The sequence below is a fragment of the Bartonella clarridgeiae ATCC 51734 genome (genome assembly GCF_000518185.1).
GTDB classification, from domain to species: domain Bacteria; phylum Pseudomonadota; class Alphaproteobacteria; order Rhizobiales; family Rhizobiaceae; genus Bartonella; species Bartonella clarridgeiae.
Map to the genome: position 1 here is coordinate 187,895 of NZ_JADC01000011.1, position 26,321 is coordinate 214,215.

Annotated in this window: 14 protein-coding genes and 2 pseudogenes; 1 reads left to right on the plus strand and 15 read right to left on the minus strand. The window is 34.6% G+C overall.

The genetic code is table 11. The annotated features are described in order from the left end of the window. Positions 1-282 precede the first annotated feature (282 nt). The 3 genes and pseudogenes from T420_RS06995 to T420_RS0104520 form a co-directional block, all read right to left on the minus strand. Positions 283-1,806, minus strand: a pseudogene (locus tag T420_RS06995) (GTP-binding protein). After that, positions 1,796-3,463 (minus strand): lysine--tRNA ligase, encoded by a 1,668-nt coding sequence (locus T420_RS0104515; RefSeq protein ID WP_026501178.1) that lies wholly within the window; start codon positions 3,461-3,463, stop codon positions 1,796-1,798. The pseudogene T420_RS06995 and the gene T420_RS0104515 overlap by 11 nt, the downstream one beginning before the upstream one ends. Positions 3,464-3,843: 380 nt before the next feature. Beyond that, on the minus strand, positions 3,844-5,067 hold the full coding sequence (locus T420_RS0104520) for an argininosuccinate synthase (protein WP_013544384.1): 1,224 nt from the start codon (positions 5,065-5,067) through the stop codon (positions 3,844-3,846). A 183-nt stretch (positions 5,068-5,250) separates the two neighbouring features. Between T420_RS0104520 and T420_RS0104525 the strand changes: the two genes are divergently transcribed. Continuing rightward, on the plus strand, positions 5,251-5,889 hold the full coding sequence (locus T420_RS0104525; RefSeq protein WP_013544386.1) for a LysE family translocator: 639 nt from the start codon (positions 5,251-5,253) through the stop codon (positions 5,887-5,889). Here the strand turns inward: T420_RS0104525 and rlmN are convergent. From rlmN to accD, 12 genes and pseudogenes are all read right to left on the minus strand, one after another. After that, on the minus strand, positions 5,886-7,121 hold the full coding sequence (gene rlmN / locus T420_RS0104530) for a dual-specificity RNA methyltransferase RlmN (RefSeq protein WP_013544387.1): 1,236 nt from the start codon (positions 7,119-7,121) through the stop codon (positions 5,886-5,888). The two genes, T420_RS0104525 and rlmN, sit on opposite strands and share 4 nt — an antisense overlap. A 40-nt stretch (positions 7,122-7,161) precedes the next feature. Further along, entirely contained in the window at positions 7,162-7,665 is a 504-nt protein-coding gene (locus tag T420_RS0104535; RefSeq protein WP_013544388.1) for an invasion associated locus B family protein, read from the minus strand. Positions 7,666-8,474: 809 nt separating this feature from the next. Beyond that, positions 8,475-8,936: pseudogene (locus tag T420_RS07000) on the minus strand (PTS sugar transporter subunit IIA). Between the two features lie 670 nt (positions 8,937-9,606). Then, positions 9,607-9,930 carry a thioredoxin TrxA gene (gene trxA / locus T420_RS0104545; protein ID WP_013544392.1) on the minus strand — a complete coding sequence of 108 codons (324 nt, stop codon included), beginning with the start codon at positions 9,928-9,930 and terminating at the stop codon, positions 9,607-9,609. A 98-nt stretch (positions 9,931-10,028) separates the two neighbouring features. Continuing rightward, positions 10,029-13,487 carry a double-strand break repair helicase AddA gene (addA, locus tag T420_RS0104550; RefSeq protein WP_013544393.1) on the minus strand — a complete coding sequence of 1,153 codons (3,459 nt, stop codon included), beginning with the start codon at positions 13,485-13,487 and terminating at the stop codon, positions 10,029-10,031. Beyond that, complete coding sequence (gene addB / locus T420_RS0104555; protein WP_013544394.1) at positions 13,484-16,606, minus strand: double-strand break repair protein AddB; 3,123 nt, start codon at positions 16,604-16,606, stop codon at positions 13,484-13,486. The genes addA and addB overlap by 4 nt, the downstream gene beginning before the upstream one ends. 197 nt (positions 16,607-16,803) lie before the next feature. Continuing rightward, a complete protein-coding gene (locus T420_RS0104560; protein ID WP_013544395.1) occupies positions 16,804-18,324 on the minus strand; it encodes a bifunctional tRNA (adenosine(37)-N6)-threonylcarbamoyltransferase complex ATPase subunit type 1 TsaE/phosphotransferase in 1,521 nt (506 codons plus the stop codon). A gap of 54 nt (positions 18,325-18,378) precedes the next feature. Beyond that, a complete protein-coding gene (locus T420_RS0104565; protein ID WP_013544396.1) occupies positions 18,379-20,856 on the minus strand; it encodes a sensor histidine kinase in 2,478 nt (825 codons plus the stop codon). 12 nt (positions 20,857-20,868) lie between these two features. After that, positions 20,869-22,248, minus strand: coding sequence for an adenosylhomocysteinase (locus tag T420_RS0104570; RefSeq protein ID WP_013544397.1), 1,380 nt, complete (start codon positions 22,246-22,248; stop codon positions 20,869-20,871). A gap of 334 nt (positions 22,249-22,582) precedes the next feature. After that, entirely contained in the window at positions 22,583-23,581 is a 999-nt protein-coding gene (locus tag T420_RS0104575) for a complex I NDUFA9 subunit family protein (protein WP_013544398.1), read from the minus strand. A 42-nt stretch (positions 23,582-23,623) separates the two neighbouring features. After that, a complete protein-coding gene (locus tag T420_RS0104580) occupies positions 23,624-24,943 on the minus strand; it encodes a bifunctional folylpolyglutamate synthase/dihydrofolate synthase (RefSeq protein WP_026501180.1) in 1,320 nt (439 codons plus the stop codon). 18 nt (positions 24,944-24,961) lie between these two features. After that, the gene (gene accD, locus T420_RS0104585; protein ID WP_013544400.1) at positions 24,962-25,867 is read right to left on the minus strand and encodes an acetyl-CoA carboxylase, carboxyltransferase subunit beta; all 906 of its coding nucleotides are present in this window, start codon (positions 25,865-25,867) and stop codon (positions 24,962-24,964) included. Positions 25,868-26,321: the final 454 nt, after the last annotated feature.

Sequence of the window (26,321 nt, forward strand, 5' to 3'; positions counted from 1 at the left end):
CTATTGCTATGAACACAATTTTTATCTCGGTCAATAGCGTTTATTAATTTTAATGAGGACTTTTTAATGGAAGCAATATAAAATGTATATTTTTGTAAAGAATTATGACGTTATTGTTAAAATGTTCAACTTAAGAAAAGTACTCTAATATGATGTATAATTGTTCGATGAGGATTAGAAAATAATAATCTAATTCATTTATCTTTAGATTCACTATAATATAAAATTACCATAACATTAATAGTTCATTTTTAAGTTTTATTTATAATAATAATTTCTTTATTATTTAGAGCGTACCTGATAATTTTTAAAAAATACAAATTTTATTTTTGGTTTCTCTTTCTGCTTCATAATTTAATGAAAAATGATTTTCTGCTAAAAAATTGGATCACTATCCAAATCATACCATACGCAATGCTGACCGATGATTAGTAAGAAAATTTTGCAGTTTTTTACTTTCTGCAAAAAATCCAAATGACATACGTTAAAACGCGATGATTCATAGCTCACGGGTAGAGAATATTCTACTTTAAGTATGCTCTGTCAAAACATCAATTTGCGAAGCACCAATTACACCAATATAAGAGTAGGTGCACCATCTAAGGGATAAATAATTGTAGTACTCTCTCTTCAGTAATTCGTTGCAGAGCTTCTTTTGCTTTCATAGAATCCCCTAAATAAACGCGACGTAAAATTTCTGGTGCAAAATTTGGCACATCTTTAAAGAGAATATTTTTCCTTCAGTCAAGGTATCTCCAATACGCAAAGTTTTAGGGATACCTAATATATCACTAGACACTTGATCAGCAATTTAGCGTGAATAAGCAAAGAAAAATTGTGGTGTCGAGAGTGTGTCATTGATTTTACTGTCCGTAATAACTGTCTTCATACTTTGCTCGAGTATTTCCGAATAAATCCCTAAAAATGCAATACGATTACGGTGATTGGTATCCATATTAGCTTGAATTTTAAAGATAAAACTCATCATCTTTGGTTAAGTAGTCATTAAATGCTACCTGGTCACGAGGACTTGGACCAAAATCAATCAATGATTAATCAAATTACGAACACCAAAATTTCGTAAAGCTGAGCTAAAATAAACGAGTGTCATATATTTTCATGGAAAGCTTGAAGGTTAAATTTTTCAAGCCACTGCGAACAATTTCTACTCCTTCAATAAAAAGTGCCTGCTGATTTTCAGCAAGCAAATTTGCAATTTCATGAAAATCAGAACCGTTTGTGAAATTACCTCGTGATCTTGTTAGCGAAAACAATTATGGTGAAGATCAAAAGTGTCAACAAAATTCTTCCCTATATCGTAGGCCAAGTAATTGGAGCATTATCAAGCGCAAGCTTTTCTTCAATTTCGTCAACGATTTCTAAGGGATCAAGCGCTTCACGATGCATTTTGTTAACAAAATTAACAATAGAGATTATCTCGTATTCGGTATACTTAAAATTTGAGTGTTCTAAGTTCAATTTTGCGTGTTCTATAATCACTTATCAACGGTCGTTAGAGTACGATATATTATTCGCAATCCTCATAACCTTGGGGGTATCTAACAAATTAAAAATATGATTTTCATATTCAAATGTAATTACGGATGTGACAACCGAAATCCTTGGTCATGTTCAATATTCATCCAGTCAGAACAGGTTTGATAAGGTCTTTTTTGTTTTCATCTCACCAGCCAGCTGAATAGCACCAACAAATAATAACAGCTTTTCTGTCAGAGTTGTCTTCACCGCATAAGGATGAGCAATGATCAAAAAGCTATCATTTACTTCTTGCACTCTATGTTCCATTATCCTCTAGGGATCGCGCAAGTGCTGCAGCAATGAGTGCGCGTGTCTCATCAATTCCATACAAAGCTATAAATGATCCAAGCCGTGGTCCTCGTTCTTGTCCTAAAAGTACTTCATAAAGCATTTGAAAAAAAACATTTGAAACACCAGGCCCTCCTTCTGGACTTTTTTTGCTATGATCTTGATAGCGTTCCGTTAAGCGTGCAATATCAAGAAGTGCGTTTTGAAGAGTATCTCCATCAACAGTTTTCGGCAAGCTGGCTAATTTTGTGTCGATTTGAATCAATATTGAGCATTCATTTTCATCAGGCATACGAAACTTTTTATTTGGTTTTACAAAAATATCAAAATATTTAAGAGCAAATTCCACTAACTGGTCAAGAATCGGATATGTTTCAGCATTAGCTCCTTTAGCATAACGAGAAATAAATCCCCAGAGAACTTCTTTATTTTCAGCATTAGAAGCACTGACCAAATTCAACAGCATAGCAAAAGAGACAGGCAAATTAACCTGAGGAGGACAACCATTATGAATGTGCCATACGGGATTATTAAGACGCTCTTTCCATTGCTGACGCTCATAAGCTGAAAGATGTGTATAATAATCATCAACAGTTTTTGGAATAACATCAAAATAAAGCCGTTTTGCTGTTTTTGGCTTTAAAAACATATAGAGTCCTAAACTTTCTGTTGGTGCATAAGTTAACCATTCATCAATGGTCAAACCATTTCCTTTGGATTTGGAAATTTTTTGTCCCTTATCATCTAAGAAAAGTTCATAATTAAATCCCTCAGGAGGCTTTCCACCAAGGATTTTACAAATTTTAGAAGAAAGATTTGTCGAATCGATAAGATCTTTCCCCGCCATTTCATAATCAACTTCAAGCGCAGTCCAGCGCATTGCCCAATCCACTTTCCATTGACACTTAACTTTTCCACCTGTAATCTCTGTTTCAATGAGATTACCTGTCTCGGGTTCGATATAGGTAACAGTTCCTTTTTCAACATTCCGAGCAATCATCGGGACCTGTAATACTTTTCCAGAAATTGGAGAAATAGGCAAAAAAAGTGAATAAGTTGCTCGTCGTTCTTCACCTAATGTTGGTAGAATAATTTCCATAACCTTGTCATAACAAGCAAGTATTCTTAAAAGTGTTTCATCAAAACGGCCAGAATTATAATAATCAGTAGCACTAGCAAATTCATAGTCAAAACCGAAACGATCAAGGAAAGCACACAAACGTACATTATTAGCAGCCCCGAAAGAAGGATAAACATCTCCGAAAGGATCGGGGATACGGCTAAGCGGTTGACCAAGATAGTCTTCCATTTTTTTTCGATTAGGCACATTATCAGGAACTTTGCGCAAACCATCCATATCATCAGAAAAACAAAGAAGTTTTGTTTTGATTTTGTTTTCGGTGAGAATATGAAATGCATGACGCACCATAGTTGTACGTACTACTTCCCCAAAAGTTCCAATATGTGGTAAACCAGAAGGTCCATAACCTGTTTCAAATAAAATACGCTCTGGATAGCCTTTTTCATAACGTTTGATAATTTTACGCGCTTCTTCAAACGGCCAAGCTTTTGATTGGGCAGCTGAATCTATTAATTCAGGCGGAAGATTATAGGTATCATACTGATTGTGCATCATTTTTATCCTAAAAGTAAATTATTTAATGACAAGGTGTATGATTGTTAAACTTTTTCGTCAATAATAGTAATCTAAAAGCAGTAAAAATCTTCTCATTTCACTTTTGTCATGATCAATACATACCCTATTTTGCAGTTATCCTCCTTATCTTATATAATTTAAAGTATCATAATATAATTTATTTAATTTTAATTATTGACGTTTTAATCGCCATTATCTTAGGCTTTTCTTAACTACATTTATCAAAAAGAAAATGAATCTTCTAGCATCGAACTAAAAATTGGAAATAATGCATTTACCAACAAAAATAAGTTAAAGAAAATACTAAATTAAAGATTTTACATAAAAAGCCTTTTCTTATAAATTTTATCAAGACAATTTTATAATTTCGATGAACGTGCTGCTAATGTTCGTAAACGCAATGCATTCAATTTAATAAAACCTGCTGCATCTTTTTGATCATAAGTGCCTTGATCATTCTCAAAGGTCACCAACTTATCGGAATAAAGTGATTTTTCGCTTTGGCGACCTTCAACAATCACATTTCCTTTATAAAGTTTTAATGTCACTTCACCTTCAACATTTTCTTGAGATAAATCAATAGCTGCTTGTAACATTTTACGCTCAGGTGAAAACCAAAAACCATAATAAATAAGTTCTGCATAACGCGGCATTAATTCATCTTTCAAGTGAGCCGCACCACGATCCAATGTTAAGGATTCCATTGCTCGGTGAGCAGTTAAAAGAATAGTTCCCCCTGGTGTTTCATAAATACCACGTGATTTCATACCTACAAAGCGATTTTCTACCAAATCTAACCGACCAATACCATTTTCACGCCCATAACTATTTAATTGAGCCAACAGATCTGCAGGAGATAAAACTGCTCCGTTAATTGAAATAGCATCTCCTTTTTTAAAACCAATCGTGATTATGGTTGCTTGATCTGGTGCAGCTTCTGGTGAAAGAGTACGCATATGCACATATTCAGGAGCAGAGATAGCTGGATCTTCTAAAATCTTTCCTTCCGATGATGAGTGTAGTAAATTCGCATCTACTGAAAAAGGCGCTTCACCTTGTTTATCTTTCTCTACAGGAATTTGGTGCGCATGGGCAAATTCAATCAAATCTGTTCGACTTTTAAAATTCCAATCACGCCAAGGAGCAATAATTTTAATATCAGGATTAAGAGCATAAGCAGAAAGTTCGAAGCGTACTTGATCATTGCCTTTTCCTGTTGCTCCATGAGCGATTGCATCTGCATTGGTTTCTTTGGCAATTTCAACAAGACGTTTTGAAATAAGCGGACGAGCAATCGACGTTCCTAAAAGATAAACGCCTTCATAAACCGCATTTGCTCGAAACATCGGAAATACAAAATCACGCACAAATTCTTCGCGTAGATCTTCAATATAAATTTTTTTAACACCAAGCATTTCAGCTTTACGACGCGCAGGCTCCAGCTCTTCTCCTTGACCTAAATCTGCAGTAAAAGTTACAACTTCAGCTTCTAGTTCATTTTGCAACCATTTGAGAATTATTGATGTATCCAATCCCCCCGAATAAGCTAAAACAACTTTTTTAATATCTTTCCATTTTTTCATTTTTAAGCTCTATGTTATATATTCTCTTTATCTTTTACTCAGAAATAAAAACCATGCAAGAAATGAAAATAATTTCTTTAAATCAGCGTAAAAAAGATGCAAAAAAAATGAAAAAGTGTAAAAAGAAATTATGTAAAAGGTATAAGTCATGACTACTTATTTCCAAGTATAGAAGAGATTGACATGTCATTTTTACCCGAATGGTCTATCGTTGTACAATTTTTCTTAGCAGCGTTAGTTTTTGCTCTTATTCCAGGGCCTGATGTTATGCTCTCAGTGGGACGTACTATTGCACAAGGTAAAAAAGCCGGAATTATGTGTGCTTTCGGAAGCGCAACGGGTTTTACTATTCAAGTTATCGCTGTAGCTATTGGTCTATCAGCGCTTATTTTCACCTCACCGCACGCTTTTTTTCTACTTAAAATCGTTGGGGCTTTTTATCTTTTATGGCTTGCCTTTCAGTTATTGCGTCAACATTCAACATTTTCTTTAAAAGAAACATCTCCAGAGCGTCATAGTCTTAAACGCAATTATTTAACCGGTATTGGAATTAATCTTTTAAATCCTAAAGTTATCCTTTTTAATGTGACCTTCTTACCACAATTTATCAATGCTAATGACCCTATGGCTACCCAAAAATTACTTATTTTGGGCCTTTCTTATATTCCTATTTCTTTGCCTATTACAATTTCTATGGTTTTTATGGCCAATAAACTTTCTAAAAGTTTTCTACAAAACCCTTTTTACGCGCGTTTTTTTGATTGGTTTATTGCAGGAGTTTTCACTAGTTTTGCTCTACGTTTGCTTATCTTAAAAAATTAAGCATATTCATTGTCAGTCATATTTTCAAGCTCCATACGTTCAGATTTGCGTAAACGCTCTGAAGCCGATTTAAGCTGTCCACATGCAGCTAAAATATCACGTCCACGTGGCATGCGAATAGGTGAAGCATAACCTGCTTTATTAACGATATCAGCAAAACGTTCGATTTGCTCCCAATCAGAACATTGATAATTACTTCCAGGCCATGGATTAAAAGGAATCAAGTTGATTTTAGCAGGAATACCCTTAAGCAATTGAACTAACCGTTTTGCATCGCCCAAACTATCATTCACATTTTTCAGCATAACATATTCAAATGTAATTCGCTTAGCGTTCGAAAGGCCAGGATAATTACGGCAAGCCTCCATCAACAAAGCAAGAGGATATTTTTTATTGATTGGAACAAGTATATTTCGCAATTTATCATGCACCGCATGGAGTGAAATCGCTAACATAACGCCAATTTCTTTTCCTGTTCGTATAATTCCAGGAATTACTCCACTGGTTGAAAGGGTAATTCGACGTTTCGACAAAGAAAGCCCATTTCCATCAGAAGCAATCAATAAAGCTTTTTTGACCGCTTCAAAATTATAAAGAGGTTCTCCCATACCCATCATAACAATGTTAGTAATTTTACGTCCTTCAATTGGAATAATCGCACCATCAGGTATATTTTTATCAGGGAAATCACCTAAACAATCACGGGCAACTAATAGTTGCACTAAAATTTCTTCAGTTGTTAAGTTACGAACAAGTTTTTGCGTTCCCGTATGACAAAAAGAACAAGTTAACGTGCATCCTACCTGAGATGAAATACACAAAGTACCACGCCTTTCTTCAGGGATATAAACCATTTCAATTTCAACAGGTCTTTCAGTTCCAGAGGCCGGAAATTGTAAAAGCCATTTACGAGTACCATCTTGTGATATTTGTTCTGCAACAATTTTAGGACGCGCAATAGAAAAATGATCTTTAAACATCTCTCGCATTGGCTTAGAAATATTTAACATCTCATCAAAATTAGAAACACCACGCACATAAAGCCAATGCCAAAGTTGACGTACACGCATCCCCTTTTGATGTTCTGGTACACCAATGACTTGTAAAGCTTGTGTCATTTCATCGCGCGATAAACCAATTAAAGATAACTTAGACTGTTTTGTTACTATAGTATTCTCTGCGTTTAATATTGGATCTGTTCCAACAGATCTAAGGTCATATGAAATGGCCATGATTTTCCATTTTGTCACTTGTTTTAGAATTATAAATATTTTAATTGCATTTTTGTACCATATTTAACGCAGCAGTCACTCCTTTTAGAGAATAAGTATAAGTGGTGTGAGTTCCTCGTTTTGAGGTAGCTTTTACTGTCATATTTGCTCCTGAACGCATAGCAGCAACAAGCTGTTTTTCCATTCCTGATGATGTTAACCAAGCTGATGAATCCTTTGTAAAAAAGTCAAAATCCTTATCTCCAATGGTGACAGTAACTTTTGATCCTTCTTTAAGTTTATAACCAGCCATAAACTGAGGCTCAAACAAGACAGGAGAATTAGAACGTTTGGTAACCAAAAAGAAATTATCACCATGCTTAACAGTCGTTGGAAGTGCCTTTAAAGGAACTGATAATATGTAGCAAATCGTGTTTTCTGGTGATTTATAAGAATAAGCTCCCCAAGCTTCAAACTGCTGTAAACGGTTTGGTGTTTGTGTCCACGCCGGACTGACAACAGTCATAATCATAACACATACAAGAATAAAAATCTTTTTAAACATCTTCATCTCACTCACTTTTTTATTTTCTAAAAAATTTCTTCCATTAGCAAAGTTTAATAAAGGCCGGATAATACGTCTTAATTTTTTCAATTGTTCACAAAAGAAAATATTATTCTAGTCAAAATAAGTCTTTGATTCAATTGTGACCTTTTAGTTATTACTAAAACATGAATTTTTTATTCAATAATCAGATTTTTTATATAAAAACTTAATGCTTTTTATAATGCGATTCCAGAATAAGAAAAAAATACGTTGATTTTCCATAAAATTTTTAGCTTAATTTAATTTTTTTTAAACGCATTCAGTCATTGTTTTTTTGATTAAATCTGATTGCAAATATAATTGGAAAAAATCAAATAAAGCCAGTAATCTTATTTTTAATCAAAAAAAATTAATAACTTAATTTTTAAAATAAATTGCTTTAAGCAAATAACCATTATAAAATTATACACATTTAGTATCTTGAAAATAAAAAGACCTTTGTATCCTTTATAAAAATCATTAACCAGAATGACACAAAGCGCAATAAGGAAGAACAGTATTCACAAAAATAACTTTCTCCTCCATTAAGTCACTTGATTGAAGAATAATTTAAAATTCTATTGACTGATAACTTAAATAGAAAATTTTAAAAACATGACAATAAAAAATTACCTATAAAATCTTTGATAATATGAATTAACCAAAATAAAAATAAGAAGAACATATAATTACTTTTAAAATTGGATATTTTTAAAAACAAATCACATCATTTTTATTTTAATTTGATTGAGTTTATAGAATATCTACATTATATTTTTTGTTTCTCTTTAAACTGCATGAGATGTTGAATCAATATAGTATAAATCAATATAGTATAAAGCTGTGTTAGCATCATGTGTACGGCACAATTTCTCAATAACATCAGGATAACGTAAAGCATGAGCAATTTTTGACAAAGTTTTTAAATGATCTGAACCAGCATGCTTCGGTATTAGAAGAAGAAACACAAGATTAATAGGTTTGTCATCAAGAGCTTTAAAATCAACAGGATTTTCAAGGTAAGCACAACACCTATAATGTGTTCAATATTAGAAAATTTTCTATGAGAAATCGCAATACCATTTCTTACACTTGTTACCAATTTCTCACATTGTAAAATAACATTAAAAACTAGCTGTTTATCAAGATTTATTAGCTTAGCAGTTTTTTCAGCTAAAATTTGTAAAATTTTTTTTGAATTTGTCTTAAGCGGCGATTGCATTCGACGCAATTAACTTACTCAAATCCATTAAACGACAGTGATTTAAAGAGTTTTATTATTTTTGATATTTACATATATATTCATTCTTTAATCTATAATAGATAATAAAGACTCATTATAGCAATCGGCTCAAAAATCAATAATATTTAAATCAGTAATTAATAGAATTCGAAAAACTAAAAGAGCATTACCCATCATAATTACACTTGTAACAACAGTTATAATCCATGCATTTATCAGCTTTTCAATCCTAATGATTAACACGTAATTTTTTGAATATGTTCTTTTCTTAAATTGGTTTCACGAGATCAATACATACATAAGCTAAAACACCATTGCATTTTGACTATCACTTTACGGTTTAAAATTCTTATGACAGCACAAACAAAAAATCATTACAATATGACCAATTACGCCATCATAAAAATTAGAACATGATATTATTGTCTGATTTCGATTGTGAAAAATTCTTCCGGTGTTCAATTTTTAAGCAATATAAATATACAATTTTTAAGCAATATAAATATATAAGTTCATAACCTTATGTATCACTGATTATAAACGAGTAGTTGACACAATTATTTCTTTGAAGAATTTTAATATCTTAAGATTGCAATTGCAGAAGGACTGTTTTTAAAAGAAAAATAGAAAGGAGCTATCTGAGCTCCTTTCTTATCGAAAAAGAATCACAAGGAAATTTAACCGAGGTTATTTTTAACCCACTCAACAAGATGTCCTTTAGAAGAAGCTCCAACTTTATTGGATGATACCTCTCCATTTTTAAACATTAACAAAGTAGGAATCGATCTTATTCCGTATCGGGTAGCCAATTCTGGATTTTCATCAATGTTAATTTTAGCAACTTTAATCTGGTTTTGCATTTCTGTTGCAATTTCATCAAGAATTGGTGCAATACTTTTGCAAGGACCACACCATTCTGCCCAAAAATCAACAACCACAGGAAGAGAAGAAGTGAGAACTTCGCTTTCAAAGTTGCTACTATCAATTTTTATACATGTCACCAATTTATCCTTTATTATTTTAATATGATTTATTTATGTTAAGTTATTGCAAAAATAAATTATAATAAACTTTTTAGAAAAAATTTTCTTTTTTATTTTTATAAAATCATTTCATCAAGAAGTGCGTCAAGTTTTTCAGGAAGCAGTTTAAAAATCTTGGCTTTTTTAATATAAATGAGAAGAGCTTGCATATTTTTATTAGGATAGATAGCTTGCAACAATTTCTGATAAAGAGCCATTTGTAGTAAATGGCGTTGAGCAATATCAGTATCGTTTTCTGGTGGAAGACCAGTTTTGAAATCAGCAAAAAAGACACTATTATCGGTGATACATAAACGGTCAATTTGACCAGAAATTATTTGTTCTTTACCATTAATTTTCACGATACCCATTAGAGCGACTTCAGCATGTGAAAAGCGAGAAAAAAGTGGCTTAAGTTTGGGATTATCTAAGATTTTCCAAATATGATGGAGGGCGTTTTCTCTTTGGGTTTTATGCCAATGAGAAGCTTTTGTATTTAAATAGAATTGCGCATAATCTTGGCGCTTTGTGGGGGTATAATTGGGAAGATGTTGCAGTAATTTGTGAATAAAATTACCATATTCAATAGAAAAAGTTCTCTTAGTATTTTTTTCTTCTAGAACAGGTGAGAGACTAAAATGTTTTTTATTGGGAAAAAATTCAGTCTTGGCATCAATGATGCCAGCAACAGAGGGTCTTAAAGGTTTTGATAAGGTTGATTCTGTAGGCATTTTATCATGAAAGAAAGCAGGTAAAGGTGGAAAGACATGGTGAGCGTCACAAGGTATTTCTTGATACATTGGCGTTGAACAGGAAGATGTGATGCAGTAACGCCAAGCTGCAATATCTTCTGCAGGACCTTTTATAGAAACTGCATGAGGTTTAAGGGCTTTCTTCACTAATTGCAGCCATGTGTTAGGGGTTTCTTTCTGATTACTATAACCACAAATAATTAGTCGATCTTCAGCACGTGTCATACCCACATAGAGAAGACGTTTATATTCTTCTTCAGCACGTTCTTTTAAACGTGAAAGCACTTTGTCAAAATGCTTTGTGTGGTGTTGTGCATTTGGACGCCAGATGAAAGTTTGTTTATCTCCTAAGAAGAATTTAAGAAAGTGTGGTGCATATTTTGGATGCCATATTGCACTCCCTGGATCGACCAAAAAGACAACAGCTCCCTCTAGCCCTTTGGCAGCATGAACGGTCATAATTCTTACTTCTTCACAGTTTTGATCAAGTTCACGTTTGATTTCTGGTTCATTTATACTCAATATTTCCAAAAAGGCTTGTAATCCTGGTAGTCCAGTTTTTTGAATAGTGAGTGTGTGATCCATAAAAGCATCAAGCACTTCATTCGCTTCAGTTCCTAAACGGGCAAGAATTTTCTGTCGTCCTTTATCATTGTTGAGAATATAACTATAAAATTCAAAGACTGGCATTTTATCAACTAAAGCGCGATATGTGTTGAGACGATCAAAAATAGTTTTAAAAGAGGCATGCGATGAAGTATGAGTACAAAGGCTTTCCCAAAGAGACCCCTTACGTTGAGCAGCAAGCTGATAAAGTTCATTTTCACTAAGGGAAAAAAGTGGACTTTTTAAAACACAAGCAAGAGAAAGATCATCTTGCGGTTGCAAGACAAAACGTGCAAGTGCCATTAAATCAAGTACACTAATATGAGCAGTTAATTGTAAACGATCAGCACCAGCTACAGGAACATGACGTAGTTTGAGTGCACGAGAAAGGGCAGAAACAAATTGGTCACGTTTACGAACTAAAACCATAATATCACTAGCACGCAGTAAACGTTTTTTTGCTGGGAGCATTTCACCATTTTTCAACCAATTGGCAATGGTTTCAGCAATTTTTTCTGCTAAACGTATTTGAGGTGTATCCAGATGATCAACAGTTGAGAGCCAGTCATCAGGAAGTTCGTTTGTTTTTTGGGAAATGGTGTCCCATATAATGACATCACCTGGACTATGAACACGGATAGGTTCGTGCACTGTCTTTACATGTTCTGCTGAAAGCCCTTTATAATTTTCAGGGGTTTCGAACACAAGATCAACACTTTTAAGGATGTCAGCTGTAGAGCGAAAAGAATAATTGAGTTGTATTTTTTCAAATTTTTGTTCAACTTGTTGGACTTTTTTTTGAATCATTCGGCCATTTTCAGCAAAATTTTCTGGTACAGCACCTTGAAAAGAATAGATGGATTGTTTCTCATCACCAACAGCAAAAACAGTACGTATGTTTGTGCGTTGACTATGACCTGCAAAAAACTCTTGCGCTAAAAGTTGAATAATTTGCCATTGTTTAGGATTGGTATCTTGTGCTTCATCAAGCAAAATATGATCAATTCCACGGTCGAGTTTATACTGTACCCACTGGCTTGCACCTTTGTGCTGCAATAAATGAAGTGTACGTTCAATGAGATCGTCAAAGTCTAAAACGTTATTGACTTTTTTTAAATCCGCATAGATTTTAAGATAAATATAACAAAGCTGAAAAGCAGCTATATTAAGTGTAATGAGTTTTAAACATTGATATTTCTCTAAAAGAATAGAAAGCTGATTTTGTTTATCTTCAATTTCCTTTTCGATAAAAGGCCAGATTTCGTCTGATTTTTTGGAGAATAAGCGTGAAAAATCACGTGGTTTTCCTGCTTTTACAAAATAAATATTTGAAACAAGATTGATGATATTTGTTTCATCAGATGCTGTTGCTAACTGTAAGAATTTCTCGATTATATCTTTGTTTTTTGGGGTACTATAGGTCTGATAATGTTTGATTGCATAAGAAGGGAGTGTAGCAGTTTGTTGAATTTTGTCTAGCAGTTTTTGGTTTGTTTCATTCGGTGCTAAATTAAAAAATGTACGTAATTGTTCTTTTCCGTTTTCAGAAAGGATTAAGGGTAAGAAATCAGATAATTCATGCTGTTTTTGGGTAGCCTCATAGAGCAGTTGATTGAGTGTATTTTCATTGATGACTTTAAATAATTCTTTTAACGCTAGTTGTGCATCACGATGAGTTAAAAGTTTGCTACGGGCTTGCTTTAATAATTTTTTTCGGTTTATATCATCTAACAGTTCAAAATGTCCAGCAATGTTAGCTTCTAATGGAAATTGGTGTAATAAAGATTCACAAAATGCATGAAAAGTTTGGATTTTTAAACCACCTGGTGTTTCAAGAGCACGGGCAAATAATTGACGCGCATTGGCAAGTTTTTTTGCATTAGCAGGTTTATTTTCGAGATTAGATAAGATTTTTTGAAGCTGTTTATCATCAAACTGATTCCAACTGGAAAGTGTACGAAAAATACGCGACTGCATAACAGAAGCGGCTGCGTTAGTATAGGTAAGACATAAAATACGTGCTGGAGGTGTTCCATTTAAAAGTAAGCGGATGACACGTTCGGTTAAAACATGAGTTTTTCCAGATCCCGCATTAGCAGAAACCCAGACATTTTTTATCGGATCGGTGGCTTTTGCTTGTGTATTAAGAGCTGTTTGAGGAATAGAGAAAATAGTCATGATTGATCTGTTTTATTGAAACCAATAGACCATTCCAATAATCTTGCTAAATGGTCATAGTCACCTTCATAAGATTTTTTTAAAGGAATTGCATTTGAAAGATAGCCTTGTTGTGGATTCTGATAATAATTCATCAGTGAGATAAGATGTTTCCATGCTTTTTTACCAAGAGAGATTACATTTTGTTGATCCTTTGTCTTTTTATTTATAATGGCTATAGGTTTAATTTCACCTTTTCTTTTTAAGGGAATATAAAGTAAATTCGAGGGAGTGAGACCTTTAAAGTCTATAAAAGCTCCTTGCATTAATAAAGCTGCTTCTAATGCTAATTGTGGGGAAAATAAGTTGATAACCTGGGTAGATGAAGGGGGAATACTGGTTTTAAAGTCAATGATTTCAATTGTTTTATTTGGCAAAATGTCAATACGATCAGCGCGTCCTGAAAGAGTTACTCCTGTTTCTCCTATTAGTGTGTGTTGGGCAATAACTTCAGCATATCGTTCTCGAGATCCAAGGCTCTGTTCCCATTGAATCAGAAAAGGAGCAAAATTTTCAAAATTTAGCCACCAAACTGCCTCAATATCAGGAGGTAAATTTAATTTATCAAATTCTTTACGTCCAATAGTCATTAATATATCTAGCATATCGGTGGCGTTTTGATTTTTTATTTGTGTGCAAAAGGCAGCAAGAATAGCATGATAAAGTGTTCCACGCTCGGTAGAGCAAGGATCATGAATGAGTGCTTTAAGTGGTTTGAGTCGTAAGATTTTTTTTGCATAAATGGCATAAGGATCATGTCGTAATGTTTCTATTTCAGTTACTGAAAAATGGCGTGGACGTATGTCAAGTGGTGGCACAGGGCAAGGTCGTTCCGCAGGAACGATGCTATTTGTATTATCCAGCATTTTTGCCCAATGTAGTAATATTTCTCCTCGTGTGCGGATTTGCTTCCAAACTTGTTTGCCTACAACCGTTTCTAAACGTTGTAACCAGCGTGAAGGAACAGAAGGAGTATGATTAATACGTGTGGCCCGACTCATTATCACTTGATCCATTCCCATAGCCCATTGAAAATCATGTGCAGAAAGGCCAATACGGTGTTCTGGTGGTTCAAGATTTAAAGTCATTTTCATTGGCCGCGATAAAAAAGCATCATTGTGGGTTTTTATCGGCCATGATCCCTCATTCAAACTACCGATAACCACTGTATTAACGGTTTGCAAACGCGATTCCAAAGTTCCCCAAATGAACAAACGCGGATGCCCTCCAGGAGAAGGACTCACAGAACGCGTGGCTATAAGAGCTGAAAACAGAGCAGGCCATTCGTGAAGACGAAATTTTAATCCTGATTGGTCACTAACCAATTCACGCAAAAAAGTCGCTAAGGCTGTGCCTGCTTCATTTTGATAAAGATGTCTAAGAGAATTATCAGCATCACGACCAAAATTTTCAAAAACTTTAACAGTTGCTATAGCAGCTTCATTGATAGTACATTCTCTATCTTGTTTTATTAAGAACACTAAGGGTTCAACTGCTTTGACTAAAAGATGACAAAGAAAACCTGCTTCTTCAGTCTTTTGTAAATCAAGAGCGCAATTATTAGAAATCTTATGAAAATGTGTTTTCATCCATGTTTTAAAAAATTGATCACATTCACAAAGATTAATAGGACTAGCATTCCCTCGAAGGACAAGTAATTCAAAATTCTCAGTCATCTCACGTAAATAATTACGATTGTATTCCAATGTTGTGAGTGGATGTTTGAGAAGAGAAAGAAAAGCAATGGGATCACCAGGTTTAAAAATATTTTCTAAAAGAAGTCGTAATAGGGTTGAAGGTAATGTTTGTGCAAGTGGTATTTCACCTGAATCATTTGCTTCAATTCCGAATCTTTGTAATTCAGCTGCTACACGACGGGCTAAGTTGCGGTCATTTGTAATAAGAGCTGCATTTTTTTTAGGGTCTTCAATGGCATTTCGTAAAGCAATAGAAATGGCTAAAGCTTCTTCACGCTCATTGGGAGCTTCAATCAATGACCAGTCTGCGCAAATATCTTCATAATCATCACGTACGATTTGTGCCCATAAATCTGTCGTGGAGGCTGGTCGCAGCGCTTCTGATAAAAGAGCAGCACGTCGGATTTTTATAGCGCTTTGTTGACCGATTTCGCGAACATGGATGCGTTGGCACTTCATTAGAGATAAAAGCTTTTTTAAATGATATTGGGGATGGCTAAAAACAGCAGTATGGTGAGAAGGATCAAAGATTATTTTTTCTTTATTAAGTGCACCTAAGGCGTTCCATTGTGTCTCATCCATTTGAACATCAAGGCCTGGAAAAATGACAGCTCCTTTTGGTAAGTAGGCAATCACCTTTAAAAGATTTGCAATTGTAGGAATGGAGCTTGTTACACCTGCAGCGATAATAGGTTTATTAGGTTGTGTGCGGTGTAAAATATCTGCATGCATTTTAAATGTTTGATTAAGCCATTCAACAGGGTTGCATTGTTGTCTTTCTTTTAAAATTTGTGGCCAGCTTTGTGTCACAATAGTGAGAAAATCTAAGGTTATTTGCCACCATTCAGCAACCATATCCGGTACAATTTCTTTAAGTTTTGACCAATCTACGGATTCTGTTTCCACTTCATCCATCAAGCGTGCTAAATCTTGGGCAAACCAGATTGCATCAGCAGTAGTGGCAGGAATAAAAACATCTTCTGTGTCAAACATAGACCTTAGATGAGTAGGCAAATTTTCACGCCAAAGGCGAATGAGACGTGCTAAAAGAAGAAGACGTTCAATCTCTCCAATAGGGGGGGTGTTTATCAGAGTATTTGTATTATTTTCAATAAAAAGACAACGTTCTTCATTTATATCCCCTAAAGGGCATATAGTTGGCAAAAAGCTAGATTGTGTATGGCTTTTTTCGAAAAAAGCTGTGCGTAAAGCACGAGCAGCACGACGTGTTGGTACATAAATAAGAGTATCAGCAAGAGCAGTTTGGATATTCCCATTTGATGCAAAGTTATCAATAAGAGTTCCAGAGAGGAGAGCATCAACAAAATAAGGCAGAAAAGGAGTTCCGGGAGAGATAGAAAATACACGGGGTTTACGGGTCATTTTGCTCTATTTTGATACATAATTTTCACTTTATTGATTATTATTGTATACTAATTTTTATTCAGGGGGAATTGAAAAGCCCTATTTTATTTTTAATCAAAAGTTGAGGGGAATTGAATTTAAGATAATGCATGTATAACATATCTCATCGTAATGAATGATTGTTGCAGAGGGGATATTTTTCAGGAGTAAAATAGTTAGGCGTTTAAAATATCTCTGTTAAGAGCTTCACTTTCTGATAAAAATCCTATTTCTTGATAAAGGCTTTGTAAAGGAGCAAGGATGGGATGTGAAAGATTACGGATAAGATAATTTTGAAGATGAGGTAGATGTTTGAGATAAGATGATTTCCCATCTCGTTGGTGAAGGCGTACAAAAATTCCTAAAGTTTTTGAAACCCGCTGAGTACCTGCAAGCACATAAAGTTTGCGGAATTCATCTTCATCAAAAGGGCGGAGTGCTTGATGGCGTGCACTGCAATAGGTATTGAGAATTTTATCTTCAAGTTCTGATGAAATAAAAAGACGTGCATCTTGTGCTAAAGAAACAAGATCATAAACTGTTGGTCCACTTACACCATCTTGAAAATCAATGAGACCAATGCGGTCAATATCCTTTTTATGTTTACGCCAAAGAATATTGGGCGAATGATAATCGCGCATAACAAACGTATTTTCTCCTTGGATTAAAAGATCCAGATAAGGTTGCCAACAGGTAAAAAAAGCTTCACGCTGTTCTTTGTTTAAAGTTTTTTTCTTCTGAAAAGGGAGATACCAATCCAGTAATAAGGAAAGTTCTGCTTGCATGGCTTGGCAATCATAAAAGGGAATCTGAAGCCTGAATGTTGCAAATTGCTTTTCTAAAGGCCATGACTTTTGATGAAAAGTAGCTAGCAATTCACTACAAGCAATATAGCGTTCTTCTATAGGATTCCCTGATTGATCTAAAAGTCCTTCGCATCCTAAATTTTCTAAAATTAAGATACCATTTTTAAGATCTTTGGCAAAAATATGAGGGGCAGAGAAACCATTATCTAAAATGAGCTGACTAATGCCTACAAATTGACTTATATCTTTTGCGAGATGTGTTATGTTTGCATAGGAAGAGTCTACGTCTTGCGCCATTTGCATGCTTGGTGCATTCATTAGGACTTCTTGATGATTTCCACTATCTAATAATTCATAGGAACGTGCTGAGGCGTCATCAGCTAAAAAACGACGCTGAATGTGGCTGCGTCCATGAGTTGTTAAAAAGGCACGAATTGCAAAAGATCGTTGCAGACGTTCATTAGCATGTACTGCAGAGGTAAGAGTGATATAACGTCCGCAATCTTTATGTTTTAAGGTGATAGCAAAAGTAACTGGTCCTAAAATCTCTGCTCCTTTTTCTGGCCATTCAATGAGCAAAACATTTTCTTTACGTGATTCATGAAGTCCTAACTCATCAATTTCTTCAATGCTCGAAAGGCGATAAAAATCAGCGTGAAGCACTTCAAATTGTGGAAGTTGATAGCTTTGGACAAGATTGAAAGTAGGACTTGGGATATCCATAGTAAAATTATTGGCAAGTGTACGAATGAGTGCACGTATAAGAGTTGTTTTTCCTGCTCCAAGGTCACCTTGAAATGTCACAAGATCACCAGGTTTTAGGGCAAGCGCTAAATCTTGCGCGAAAAGTATAGTTGCTTCTTCACTTTCAAGAAAAAAACTAAAATTCATTTAAATTTCCTAAAATTAATGGGAAAAATTTTACAACGACAATAAAAAGCAAGATTACAAAACTCCTATTTCTTTATTGGGGAAAAAGCACTTAACTGTTGTCCCTTGACCCATGCCAGTAAAAATTTCAACCCGTCCATCATGGAGTTCAACAAAGCTTTTAACAAGAGAAAGACCGAGACCTGCTCCTGCACGTCCACCGTGATGGGAATGAGAAGAAAAACGTTTAAAAATCCGATCAAGAATATCGGTTGGAATATCAGACCCCTCATTATGAACACTGAAGATTATATGATCGCCTTGTGTATCAGCACGAAATTCAATTGTGCTTTTTTCCGTTGCAAAATTGATAGCATTACTAAGAACATTCACAAAAATCTGATGTAAACGTTTTACATCAGCAGAAATAAATTTTAAGGAAGGAGAAATATGTTGTGAAAGTGTGATTTGACGTCCGTGGAGACGTTCCTCTACTCGTGCTACTGCTTGTGTCATCGCCTCAGCAATGTGAACTGGTTTTATATCCAATATCATGATACCTGCATCAAGAGTTGCTAGGTCAAGAATATCATTGACAATATTTAAAAGAACTCCTGATTCTGAATGAATATAACCAAGATATTCTTGTTGGCGCTCGTTAATAGAACCGAAAATTTGGTCGCGCAAAATATCAGAAAATCCGATAATATTAGTAAGAGGCGTGCGTAATTCATAAGAAACATGCTGGACAAATTCGTTGCGCAGACGATCAGCTTTTTCTAACGCTTCATTCTTTTCTTGTAGGGCTCGTGCGATATGGACAGTGTCAGTAACATTAACAAAAGTTAGCATTGTTTGTCCATTAGGCAAAGGTGCGAGTGTATAATCAATTATTATTCCACTTTTTAAATCTATGCGGCCTGAATATGCATCACGTTTTTCAGCAAAACCAGTAATGAATTGTGTAAATTGTTTCCATTCTTCTCCTGTTGTTAAAGCAGAACAGTGGTTTTGTAATTGAGTAATATGCGTTCCTTCTACTAGTAAATTATGAGGGAGCGACCACAATTTCGATAAAGCTGGGTTCGATAAACGCAGACGTCCATCAGTACCAAAAACCACAACTCCTTCAGATAGTTTGTCAAGTGTTTCACCTTGTATTTTAATTAGTGTATTATAGCGTCGCTCAAGATCAATTTTTTCTGTAAGATTTTCATAAAGCCAGGTAACACCTCCTTGAGGATGAGGACTGGAAATAACACGCACTGTACGTCCATCAGGAAGATTCCAAATTTGTTGATTCGATTCTGTTAGTCGATAAACTTTTAAAAGCTCTTCTTTCCATACTCGCCAATCAGGATGTTCACCAATAAAACCTTTTTCACGCAAATGTTCGAGAAACAATGAATGACTTGGTTCACTCTCTAAAAAAGAAATTTCTAATGGCCATAAAATTTTAAAAGCATGATTGCAGAATTTTAATTTTTGATTGGCATCAAAAATTGCTACAGCCGTTGAAATTTGGTCGAGTGTTTCACAATGACTTTGAAGAATGCGTCCCATTTCTTTGACAAGATTTTCATATGCACTGTCATCACGAGCAAAGGCTGCCATTCCCTCTTTTGTTGTAATACGTGTGAGATGAAAATGATGCCGTTCTCCTTTAACCACTGTATAAACATGCTTTTGAAAAATTGCTTCTGTTTCATCTGTTGTGCATAGTGTTGTTTCATTGAAAAGATCAACAATATTATTATTTTCTTGAAAATTTGTCATTTCCCGAAAAGCACGATTGGTAAAGCAGATTTTTCCTTCACAATCTCGAATCCATACTGGTTCTCGAATATGATCAAGAAGATTACGCTGCATTTTCAGTTCTGTGAGGATTTGGATAGCATCTTTCTGTAATCGAATATTTTCACTCTGCTGTGCTGAAATGTCTTGAAAGCGGACAATAGCTGCTGTTCCAGCGATAATTCCTGTAATTTGCAACATTATTTTACTTGTAGTGGTGACGGAAAGTTCAAAAGAGCAACCATTACAACGTAGTTGAGTGAGTGCTTGATCAAATTGCTGTAAAGAGTTTTTTTCAAGCCATTTTTCAAAACACTGAAAATCTTTTTGATGAATACCTGCTTTTTGCAATGCGGGAATATTGCCAACTATACGGGGTAAGGCTGTTGGATTGTCCCAAATAAAGAGGCATTGGCCTGTTTCTTCTAGAAGCCATTCATAATTTTTGAGCTTTTCAGAAAGATTAGCCTGAATCATTTTCCAAGATTTCCATAAAGCTCTTTTTGTATTTATAATAACTATTATGCATATGAAAAGTGACGAGCAAGAAATACTGCCAAAGAGCACTATGATAAGTCGCGATTCATCTGACCAAGTGAAAGAAGGAAGCAGATGAAATACTGAGGTCTGAGCAAAAGCATATACTGGAAATAAAAAGAATAAGAAATAAAAAACATCAACACAAAGTTGAGCAATTTTTTGTGTTTTTTCTTTGAATATGAATATAAAGTTATGCACACTGGGCTTTTTCTTCTGCACTAAGAAAATATCCTAATAACGGTAATGATCTGACTTATAAGGTTCTTTTGGGGAAATACCAATATAGGCGGCTTTTTCTTCCGATAAAACGCTTAATTTTATTCCTAACCGATCAAAGTGAAGACCTGCAACTTTTTCATCGAGATATTTAGGCAAAAACATTACTTCATTTTTATAGTTTTCTGCATTGGTAAAGAGTTCAATTTGCGCTAAAACTTTATCAGTAAATGAAGCTGACATGATAAAAGAAGGATGAACTGTAGAATTACCAAGATTTAACAAACGGCCTTCAGATAATAAAATTACGTGTTTGCCCTCAGGAAAAGTAATCATATCAACTTTTGATTTAATATTTGTTCCTGTTAGATTCCTAGGAGCCGATACATGGATTTTATTGTCAAAATGGCCAATATTTCCTAGGATACAAATATTTTTAATTTGTCTCATATGTTCTAAGCGGACAATATTTTTATTTCCAGTCGTAGTTATAATAGTATCGGCGCTAGAAGCTGCATCTTCCAAAGTAACGGCTTCATAACCATTCATAGCGGCTTGAAAAGGGCAAATTGGATCGATTTCTGTTATTTTTACACGTGCTCCAGCATCTGAAAGAGAGGCTGCTGAACCTTTACCAACGTTGTCATAACCACAGAAAATAGCTATTTTACCAGCTATCATCAAATCTGTTCCGTGTCGGATAATGTCTACTAGTGATTTTTTACATCCGTATTTATTATCAAATTTTGATTTTGTAACGCTGTCATTGACATTAATGGCGGGAAAAAACAAAAGTCCTTTTTTCTGTAATTGATCAAGATGGTGTACTTCCGTTATGGTTTCTTTGCTAACACCTTTTATTGCTGTACGCTGACGCGTAAAAAATCCTGGTATAGTTATACGTTTTTGAATTTGTTTGAAAAAAAATTCTTCCTCTTCTGTTGTAGGATGAGATAAAATATCTTTGTTTTCCTTTACACAGCTAGCTATTAAAACGTAGTTAGTAGCGTCGTTTCCATCGTCTAATATAAGATTGGAAAGTTTGTCATCAGGCCATTGAAAAATTGCATCAATATAAATCCAATATTCTTCAAATGTTTCTCCTTTGAATATGAAGACGGTAGTACCTGCAGCAGCTGCGTGATTTTGTGTAGAAAAAATATTATTAGAGCTCCATCGTATATCGGCATCAATTGCTTTTAATATTTCAATCAAAACACCTATTTGAATGGTCATGTGTAATAAACTAGAAATACATGCTCCACGTAAAGGTTGACTGGAAAAAAATTCTTTATGGCAAGCCATTAAACCAGGCATTTCCATTTCCGCAATATCAACCTTACCGCTATAAGTAGCAAGTGCGATATCTTTGATAACATAATCTTGAGCAGCCATTTTTATTCTTTCAAAATTATTTTTTCAAAACGGTAGGAAAAATTAAAAAGAAATGCAAGTAAATACAAATATTTGTTTATACGAAAAAAACCTTTTTAAATGTCCGTAAGTTTGTGCAACAGGCATGTATTATAATGTTTTAAATGGTGATGTGAGGAGCTGAGTAAAAAAGGTTTTTAAAGTTCTTTGGATACAAGGAAAAATCATTATAAAGAAAAAAAAACCGTTATAAAATTGCATTTTGAGAAAATAGAAGATCTACGGATACTTCAATATCCTGGACCTTTTTCTTTGTTTAATGTGAAAGTGAATTTGGTTATAAAAGGGAGATACATTAAATTGATAAATTATGAGAAAACTGTCCTTGTGGACGGAACCGCCATAGATAACTTGGTAAAATAGCAGTCATCGATTTAGGAATAATTCCTACTCCTTCTAAAGTATATCCATTATCTCTAGCTTCTTGAGAAACAATATTATCCCTTTGTAAAAAACGTATTTGATTAGCTGTTATGAGTGTCGGAAAGAGGGGGAATTTACCAAGAGTTCCAAAGAAACCTCCGATAAAAAGTCCAGCAGCAAGAGGGAGAGGAACTGTTCTTTTTTTACGGTGAATAACTTTTAATATTTCTTCAAGAGCATTTTGAAAAGTAAAAATTTTGGGCCCACCAAGGTCATAACTTTTGCCTAAGATAACGTGTCCTTCTAAAGCATGTACAACAAATTTGGCAATATCACCAACATAAACAGGTTGTAATTTACTTTGTCCACCACCAAAAAGTGGCATGATTGGCATAAAACGAGAGAAATTTGCTAAAACATTAAAAAAACAATCTTCTGGCCCAAAAATAACAGATGAGCGCATAATAATTGCTTGGGGATGCGTATTACGAACAATTTGCTCACTTAGAGCTTTAGCACGTGCGTAAGAAAATGAGGCATTTTTGTCAGTGATAAGTGTTGACATATAGATGAGAGGAATACCAGCTTTGATTGTTAATTCAGAGACATTTCGCGCACCATCAACTTGTATATTTTGAAAATTTGGTTTGTTTGTTTGCGCTAAACCTCCAGGAAGAAAAACTGCACCATCTGCTCCGGATAGTGCATTTGCAACCGAAGCATAATTTCTGACGTCAGTTTTAAGCATTTGTGTTTGTCCTACTTCGCCTATTTGTAACATATAATAAGCTTTTTGCGGACAACGCACAGCTATACGTACTCGATAACCCCGCTTAGTTAAGGTCTCCACAATGTATCGTCCTACAAAACCTGATCCCCCAAAAACAGTGATAAGTTTAGGATTTTGATAAAGGGCATAATCAAGTTTCATGATCAAAAGTCCTATCTATTAAAGTGCTAAAACACCTGATTGCTAACATGGTGGTGTTTGATTGTCACGCAAAATATCGCCTGCAAGGTAAAAAGAACCACTAATTAAGACAATCGCTTCTTTGTGTTCTAAACTAATTTTGTGAAATGCAGCTTGTAGATTAGCCTGTGGGTCAGCGATAAGTCCTGCTTTTTGAGCTGATTCTGCTAAAATTTTGGGACAAACACCCGCGTTGCTGGAAACCAAAGGAACTGTATATACTATTTTGACAAGATTAACTAAAGGACAAAAATAACCGATGCTATCTTTGGTATTAAGCATACCAACAATCATAACAATGGGGCGATTTGATCTTTTTTTCCATTGGGTTAATACTTCTGCGATGACTTTTCCAGCGGCAGGATTATGACCACCATCTAACCATAAGTCAAAATTAGGAGAAAGTTGATCAACCAATTGTCCGTAAGTAAGATGCTGCATTCTTGCTGGCCAATAAAGATTTTGCAAAGCATTGCTTATGACTTGTTCTGAAAGTCGAAAGCCTGCTTTGTAAACTGCCTCAATAGCAGCACCCGCATTGGCAATTTGATGATCACCAATAAGCTTAGGGAGTGGAAGATCGAGTAGACCTTGATTGTTTTGAAATACCATACGCCCGTATTCTTTATAGCTTTTATAATCTTGGTTAAAAATGTAATAAGGTGCTTTTTTTTTGGTAGCAAGAGTACTTAAAAGAGGAGAAATTATATCATGATCTTGCTTACCAATAATCACAGGGACTTCTGATTTAATGATTCCTCCTTTTTGAAAAGCGATTTGTGCAATTGTGTTACCAAGAAAAGATTCATGATCATAATCAATGGGCATGATAAGCGATACAGCTGGCTTTTTAATGACATTTGTGGCATCAAAACGTCCTCCTAATCCAACTTCTAAAATGATTGCATCAGCTGGATGTGTGCTGAACAACATAAAAGCAGCTGCTGTAAAAACTTCAAAAACAGTGATAGGTTTTTTACAATTCACTTCTATAATTTGATGAATTGTTTTGATCAATAGGCTATCTGTGACAAATTGGCTTCCTCCTTTGTGACTTAGTCGAAAACGTTCATTCCAATTAACCAAATGAGGAGAACTGTATACATGAACGCGATAGCCTGCACTTTCTAGGAGAGCTCGGCAAATAGCTGACGCAGACCCTTTACCATTTGTTCCGGCAATATGAATAATAGGTGAAAGATTTAAATGTGGGTTACCGAGACATTCTAAAAGACGTGAAATACGATCTAAAGAAAGATCACACTTTTTAGGATAGATCTTTATTAAATCATCTACCACCTGTTGCATACAGCTTTTTTTCATAATTTAATGGATTTTGTTTCAGAAGTTAGAATTTACAGGTTTAGTTGATGATGGATTAGAAGGTTTAAGAGTTGCAGGACTTTTTGTCATTAAGCGTAAAAGCCGTGCAATAGTGGTTTTCATTTGCAAACGAGAGACAACCATATCAATCATACCGTGTTCAAAGAGATACTCACTACTTTGGAAACCTTCAGGTAAAGTTTCACGGATTGTTTGTTGGATGACACGTGGTCCTGCAAAGCCAATCATAGCACCAGGTTCAGCAATATGGATATCGCCTAGCATAGCATAAGAAGCGGTAACACCACCAGTGGTCGGGTTAGTAAGAACTACGACGTAAGGTAATTTTTCTTCTTTCATCATTTCAATTGCTACCGTTGTACGTGGCATTTGCATGAGTGATAATGTTCCTTCTTGCATTCGTGCCCCACCTGAAGCTGCAAAAAGAACTAAAGGGCATTTCTCTGTAATGGCGGTGTGAAAAGCTTTTATAATAGCTTCTCCCGAAGCCATGCCAAGTGACCCGCCCATAAAAGCGAAATCTTGAACAGTAGCGATGATTGGTAAACCTTCAATAGTACCTCGTGCATTTAAGATATTATCATCAACACCAAGCTTAGAACGATAATCTTTTAACCGGTCAATATAACGTTTTTCATCGCGAAATTTTAATGGATCTATGACAACTTTTGGATTTTCAATCAGCGTATAAACTCCATCATCAAAGAAATGCATAAGACGATTTTTGGCACTAATAGGCATATGATGGCCGGAATTAGGAATCACATATTGGTTAGCTTTCAGATCTTTATGGAAAACCATTTGACCATTGGTGGGATCTTTGATCCATAGATTATCTGGAATTTCACGGTTCCCTAATATGGAATTGATTTTAGGACGAACATAATTTGTAATCCAGTTCATCTTTTTTGTCTCTCTATGAAATGTTATACACTTTATGTATGGGTTGAGGGAATGTAGGACTGAATGGTTAGACTTATCTTTGCGCCAGACAGACAATAAACTGTTTCATTTAATTCTTTTATGGATGACCTACCTTTAATTGTATCATGTTTGCTTTCCTCTTTTCATTTAATGCTATGATAATAGCTTAAAAATGCTTTCCATAATAAAATTATTATCAATTAAGATAATTTATTTTGTTGGTTTTTTATTTTAATGTCAAATTGCATTGTGGTCCTATTGTATAAATAATTGATAATAATGAATTTATTGTAAGGGATTTTTGAGAAAAATATAATTAGAAAAATAAGTGCAATCTTTTATTGTAGCATTAATTATTTCAATAATTTTAAAGTTGCATATTCTAAATTTGAACGCATGTTTTTTTATATTATAAAATTGTATGAAATCGATT